The sequence below is a fragment of the Synechocystis sp. FACHB-383 genome, from assembly GCF_014698605.1.
Classification (GTDB): domain Bacteria; phylum Cyanobacteriota; class Cyanobacteriia; order Cyanobacteriales; family Microcystaceae; genus Synechocystis; species Synechocystis salina.
Map to the genome: position 1 here is coordinate 1 of NZ_JACJTJ010000003.1, position 5,184 is coordinate 5,184.

Consider the following 5,184-nt stretch of genomic DNA (forward strand, 5'->3'; position numbering starts at 1 on the left):
GATTATGCATAGCGTTCCAGGTTTTGAGTGGTATCTAATCCTAGAACGCGACCTCCCCTCTTTTCTACAATCCCCACCTAGACTGCTTTTCACTTCTTTTGTCAGTCAATCAGGAGTATTGCTCTCCTTTCGGTAAACGTTTACCGCCTCTAACAAAGCCCAAGTCATTAACAGTACATTTCTCCCATCCTGTAGGCAATTTACAGGATTTATCATCTGGGTTAACCTCCGATAACGGTGGGGACTGCTTAATCTTTTCTTTCCTAATTAACCCCTGCTTTTCCGCCTCAATTTCCTTTAATAACTCCCGAGCAGGTTGATCGGTGGGATCTTGGGGCACTAACTTCCCTTGCATCGCCAACGTGAGGATTAATTCCCGTAACCGCTTAATGCCATCGGAGGCAGAAAATGCTGTTTCAAAGTATTTATCTAATAGGTCTTGAGTGTTCATAAAATAGGATAAAAGTAATACAACTATTATTTAGATTTTCCTTAATTGAGATATTACCGGCGGCAAACTACGATGAATTGTTTGCCAAACAATAGCCAAATTTACTTGGAAATATTCATGGGCCATTACATTTCGCATATCCGCCATAATGCGCCAAGGAATAGTAGGATGTAGCTCTTTAATTTCGGCGGGGATATTGGCAGAGGCTTCCCCAATAATTAAAAAGTTATACAAGACCGATTGAACAAGCATCTTATTTTCTGCAAACTCATCAAAACTAAGACCATCTGTAAAATGGGCAATATCTTGAGCCGCTTGGAAAATATCCTGTATCCTTAATTGCCAGTTCCTAGAAGGCATAAATAGCATCATCTAATACAGGTTTTCTCAAATGTTCTCGCAAAGATTGTTCCACTCCTAAATCAACTTTGCATTGAAATAAATCTTCTAAAAAGTGTTGCACCTTGAGTAATTCAAACAAAGAAGGTGTTTCAAAAAAATCCACTAAGAAATCAAGGTCGCTTTTTTCCGTTGCTTCATTTCTTGCGACCGAACCAAAAAGACGTAAGGATTTAACCCCCATTCTTTCCAATTCAAGACGGTGTAGTGCCAAACATTCAAGTACAGCTTCAGAAGTAATCATTTTATTGGCTCCATTCTTGAGCGATTTACCCGGTAATTTTAGTGGTTTATCCCAATGCCTCCATCAGCTCTGATTTCAGCAATTTTTGCACCTCCTTCACCTGTTGGGAAATTTCCAGAAATTCCATCATCAATTCCGCCGGATCACCATGATTCACCGTTTCCTGGTGTGGATTTTTACAATCAAGATTGTAATTACGACCGATAATTTCCTGCACGGATACCGGCCAAGCAAATTCCGTTTGTTCACGGTGTTGCCACCAATCCTTTTCCCGATCAAACTCCTGAATCGTTAGCGGCTTTGAGCGGGAGTAGGACTTATAGCCCGGTGGGTAGGGATGCTCAAAAAACCAGACCGTTTCCGTTGGTGTTCCCTTCTCAAAAAACAAAATATTAGTGGAAATACTGGTGTAGGGACTAAATACCCCCTTCGGTAAACGGACAATGGTGTGGAGATTAAACCCGGCCAACAATTCCTGTTTCAGGGTTGTTTTTACCCCTTCCCCAAATAAAAAGCCATCCGGCAAAACAACTCCGGCCCGTCCCCCCTCGTTTTTGAGCAGGTGCATGATCAAACCCATAAATAGGTCTGCCGTTTCCCTGGTGCGGTACTTGGTGGGAAAATTTTCCTCAATGCCATCTTCTTCCATACCCCCAAAGGGTGGGTTTGTGATGATCAGATCTACCCGTTCTGCTGGCTTGTAATCCCGTAATGGCTTGGCCAAGGTATTGTCATGGCGGACATTGGTGGGCACATCAATGCCGTGCAACATCATATTGGTCATGGCCAGCATGTGGGGCAAAGGCTTTTTCTCAATGCCATGCACTGTCGCCTGCAATAGGTTGCTATCGTCGGCGGTCTTCACCTGTTGCCGTAAATACTCGATTGCACAGGTCAAAAAGCCCCCCGTGCCACAGGCCGGATCAAGAATGGCTTCCCCCAACTGGGGGTTGAGAATATCCACCATAAATTGGGTCACGGCCCTGGGGGTGTAATATTCCCCCGCATTGCCCGCCGATTGCAGATCCGCCAGAATTTTCTCGTAAATATCGTTAAACAAATGGCGGTCTTCCGAGGAATTAAAATCCACATCCTCCTCAATGACGTTAATCACCTGGCGCAACAACGTCCCCGACTTCATATAGTTGTAGGCATCCTCAAACACGGAGCCAATTACCTTGCCCTGATTGGATACCCCCGCCGCCGTCGCTAATCCTTTCAAGGTGGGAAATAGATCGTTATTAACAAACTCGACCAACTCCTCCCCGGTCATGCCTTCTTGATTCTTGGCCCAGCTTGACCAGCGGTACTTTACTGCCAGGGGGGACTGATAACCGGGCACTAAAAATTCCCACTCCTGCTCCTTATCATCAAAGATTTTCAGGAATAACAACCAAGTCAACTGGCTAATACGTTGGGCATCCCCATCCACCCCCGTATCCTTCCGCATGATGTCTTGAATGCTTTTAACCAGATTGCCAATTGCCATAGGGTGTTGCTGTCGATAAAAAAAGATCCATAGGGAAGTTTACTGATTATGCGCTGTAAAGCTCCCTTTCCAAATCCTGTACGGCTTGCTGATAGCCTTTTATACCACCAAAGGCTTTGATTAACTCCATGGCAGTTCCCATTTCCGTAAACGGGGTGATGTTGAGAATTTGTGGTTCCTCCACCGCTTCAATGCCCTCATCGGCATATTTATCCAGTAACGCCTCTAACACCCGTCGGGCCTGTTCTCCATACTTGGTAAAGTAATTGCGTTTTTTAACCTCCCTTACCCTTTCCTGGCGAGTTAGAGGAGGTTCATCCCAGACCACATGGCAGATTAAATCAAACGGGTCATAATCCTTGCCCACTTCCTCTGCTAGGGCTTCAAAAAAGACCCCCTCTTTTGCCAATTCCTCAATGATGGCCTGTTTCCTATCCGCCTCACCCCAACGTCGCAGAAACTGATCCAAGGATTGATAATCTTTGCTCAGAGTATTACGGGTGTAATCCTTGAGGGATTCCGTGATTAACTTCCCTTCCACGTCGTAATACTGCACCCGCTCCGAAGCCACACTGACTTTGACGTTATCTACCTCATACTTAAACTTTGGCTCAGGGGGAATTGCACCACCACCACCCGTATCTTCTACTTCATCATCTTCCGTTTCTTGATCCTGTTTTGCCTCATCTTCAGTAATTTCTGGTGGCACGATGGGGTCATCCTTGCCGGGTTCATAGACTTGTACCGGATCGCCATCAAAGTCTGGGTCAGCAAACAATTTTGTGGCTTGTTTAAAGTCCATGATCGTAAACGACAATTTGCCGTAATCCTCATCAATGCGAGTTCCCCGCCCAATAATTTGCTTGAACTCCGTCATTGATTGAATGCGTTGATCCAGCACAATTAACTTACAAGTTTTAGCATCCACCCCAGTGGTCATTAATTTAGATGTAGTGGCAATGACAGGGTAAACACTTTCCGGGAAAATAAAGTTATCTAACTCCGCTTTTCCTTCTTTATTATCTCCCGTAATTCGCATCACATATTTATAATTTTCTGCCACTAAATCACTATTAGCATTGGCGAGGGCTTGCCGCATTCTTTCGGCATGGTCAATATTTTCACAAAAGACAATTACCTTATCAAAACGATTAGTGGCTTTTAGGTATTCGGTAATTTTGGCGGCAACTAACTCTGTCCGCTTATTTAAAATTAAGACCTTCTCAAAGTCCCGCTGATTGTAAACTCGATCTTCAATTTCCTGGCCATACTTATCCTTCATTCCTTTAGTGGGTCGCCAACCAGAGAGGTCTTTGTCAATGTCAATACGAATCACTTTATAGGGAGCTAAGAAGCCGTCATTAATTCCTTGTCGCAAGGAATAGGTATAAATTGGCTCACCAAAATAATGGATATTAGAAATGACCTTTGTTTCTTTGGGAGTCGCAGTTAAGCCAATTTGGGTAGCACTGGCAAAGTAGTCTAAAATACTGCGCCAAGCGGAATCTTCAGCGGCACTGCCCCGATGACATTCATCAATGACAATCAGGTCAAAAAAGCCGGGACTAAATTGTTTATAAATATTTCTCTCTTCCTCATTACCAGTGACAGCTTGATAGAGACAAAGATAAATTTCATAGGACTTATCTGCCTGCCGCTTTTTAATTTTAGTCATGGCCGACCCAAAGGGCTTAAAGTCGTTGGTCATGGTCTGATCCACCAAGATGTTCCGATCGGCTAAAAAGAGAATTCGCTTTTTGGTTTTAGACTTCCATAACCGCCAAATAATCTGGAATGCAGTGAAGGTTTTGCCTGTACCTGTCGCCATCACCAATAGAATCCGATTTTGTCCTTTAGCGATCGCCTCAATGGTTTTATTGATGGCCAAAACTTGGTAGTACCGAGGGGTTTTCCCACTACCATCACTGTAATAATCCTGGGTAATAATTTTGGCTTGGTCTTCGCTTAGTCCACAATGGTCTGACCACCATTGCCAGAGGGTATCTGGGGAGGGCATTGCCGCAAATTCCAACTCTCGCTCAATTACCCCATCGGTATTAATTTTGTTATGGAACAGGAGGCGATCGCCATTGGAGCTAAATACAAACGGTACCTCCAACATTTCGGCATAACCCAATGCCTGTTGCATTCCGTCCCCCACCGTATGGTTATTATCCTTGGCTTCTAAAACGGCGATCGGGATATTGGGCTTATAAAATAGAACATAATCTGCCCGCTTATTTTTTGCCCTAGTGTGGAGATGACCCCGCACAATAATCCGCCCATCCGTTAAAGAAAACTCTTCTCTGATCTGGGTTTGAATATTCCACCCTGCTTTTTCCAAGGCCGGGGTAATAAATTTTGTGCAAATATCCCGTTCCGAAAGAGATTTTTTATCCATAGTATAAATAATTTTACCTGATTTTTTAAAGTGAGTAAAATATTCTTTGTTTTAGTACTTTGAATCAATCTTTGTTGTCCTTTAAAGGGGAGCATCCCAGTTTGTCAGCAAGCATAAATACTCATAGAGAAGGCGTGATTAAGATAGGCACAGCGTAGGCGTAGCATTCGGTTAACATTCTTGGGAGACCATTGAGCACC

5 protein-coding genes are annotated in these 5,184 nt (G+C 43.8%); all 5 read right to left on the reverse strand.

The genetic code is table 11. From position 1 onward, the window contains the following. Positions 1-109: 109 nt before the first annotated feature. The 5 genes from H6G45_RS19235 to H6G45_RS00055 are packed head-to-tail and all read right to left on the reverse strand — an operon-like array spanning position 110 to position 4,984. Positions 110-451: a hypothetical protein gene (locus H6G45_RS19235; protein WP_199309492.1), complete on the reverse strand. Its 342-nt coding sequence runs from the start codon at positions 449-451 to the stop codon at positions 110-112. A 30-nt stretch (positions 452-481) separates the two neighbouring features. Then, entirely contained in the window at positions 482-823 is a 342-nt protein-coding gene (locus H6G45_RS00040) for a DUF86 domain-containing protein (protein WP_242017974.1), read from the reverse strand. Further along, positions 801-1,094 carry a nucleotidyltransferase family protein gene (locus tag H6G45_RS00045; protein WP_242017975.1) on the reverse strand — a complete coding sequence of 98 codons (294 nt, stop codon included), beginning with the start codon at positions 1,092-1,094 and terminating at the stop codon, positions 801-803. Before H6G45_RS00045 ends, H6G45_RS00040 begins: the two co-directional genes overlap by 23 nt. Positions 1,095-1,140: 46 nt before the next feature. Further along, on the reverse strand, positions 1,141-2,583 hold the full coding sequence (locus H6G45_RS00050) for a class I SAM-dependent DNA methyltransferase (protein WP_190595438.1): 1,443 nt from the start codon (positions 2,581-2,583) through the stop codon (positions 1,141-1,143). A 46-nt stretch (positions 2,584-2,629) separates the two neighbouring features. Next, a complete protein-coding gene (locus H6G45_RS00055) occupies positions 2,630-4,984 on the reverse strand; it encodes a DEAD/DEAH box helicase family protein (protein WP_190595439.1) in 2,355 nt (784 codons plus the stop codon). Positions 4,985-5,184: the final 200 nt, after the last annotated feature.

Excerpts from the sequence above, each read along its gene's own strand:
- H6G45_RS00055 (WP_190595439.1), bottom strand. The coding sequence starts at position 4,984 with ATGGATAAAAAATCTCTTTCGGAACGGGATATTTGCACAAAATTTATT.
- H6G45_RS00050 (WP_190595438.1), bottom strand. The coding sequence starts at position 2,583 with ATGGCAATTGGCAATCTGGTTAAAAGCATTCAAGACATCATGCGGAAG.
- H6G45_RS00040 (WP_242017974.1), bottom strand. The coding sequence starts at position 823 with ATGATGCTATTTATGCCTTCTAGGAACTGGCAATTAAGGATACAGGAT.
- H6G45_RS19235 (WP_199309492.1), bottom strand. The coding sequence starts at position 451 with ATGAACACTCAAGACCTATTAGATAAATACTTTGAAACAGCATTTTCT.
- H6G45_RS00045 (WP_242017975.1), bottom strand. The coding sequence starts at position 1,094 with ATGATTACTTCTGAAGCTGTACTTGAATGTTTGGCACTACACCGTCTT.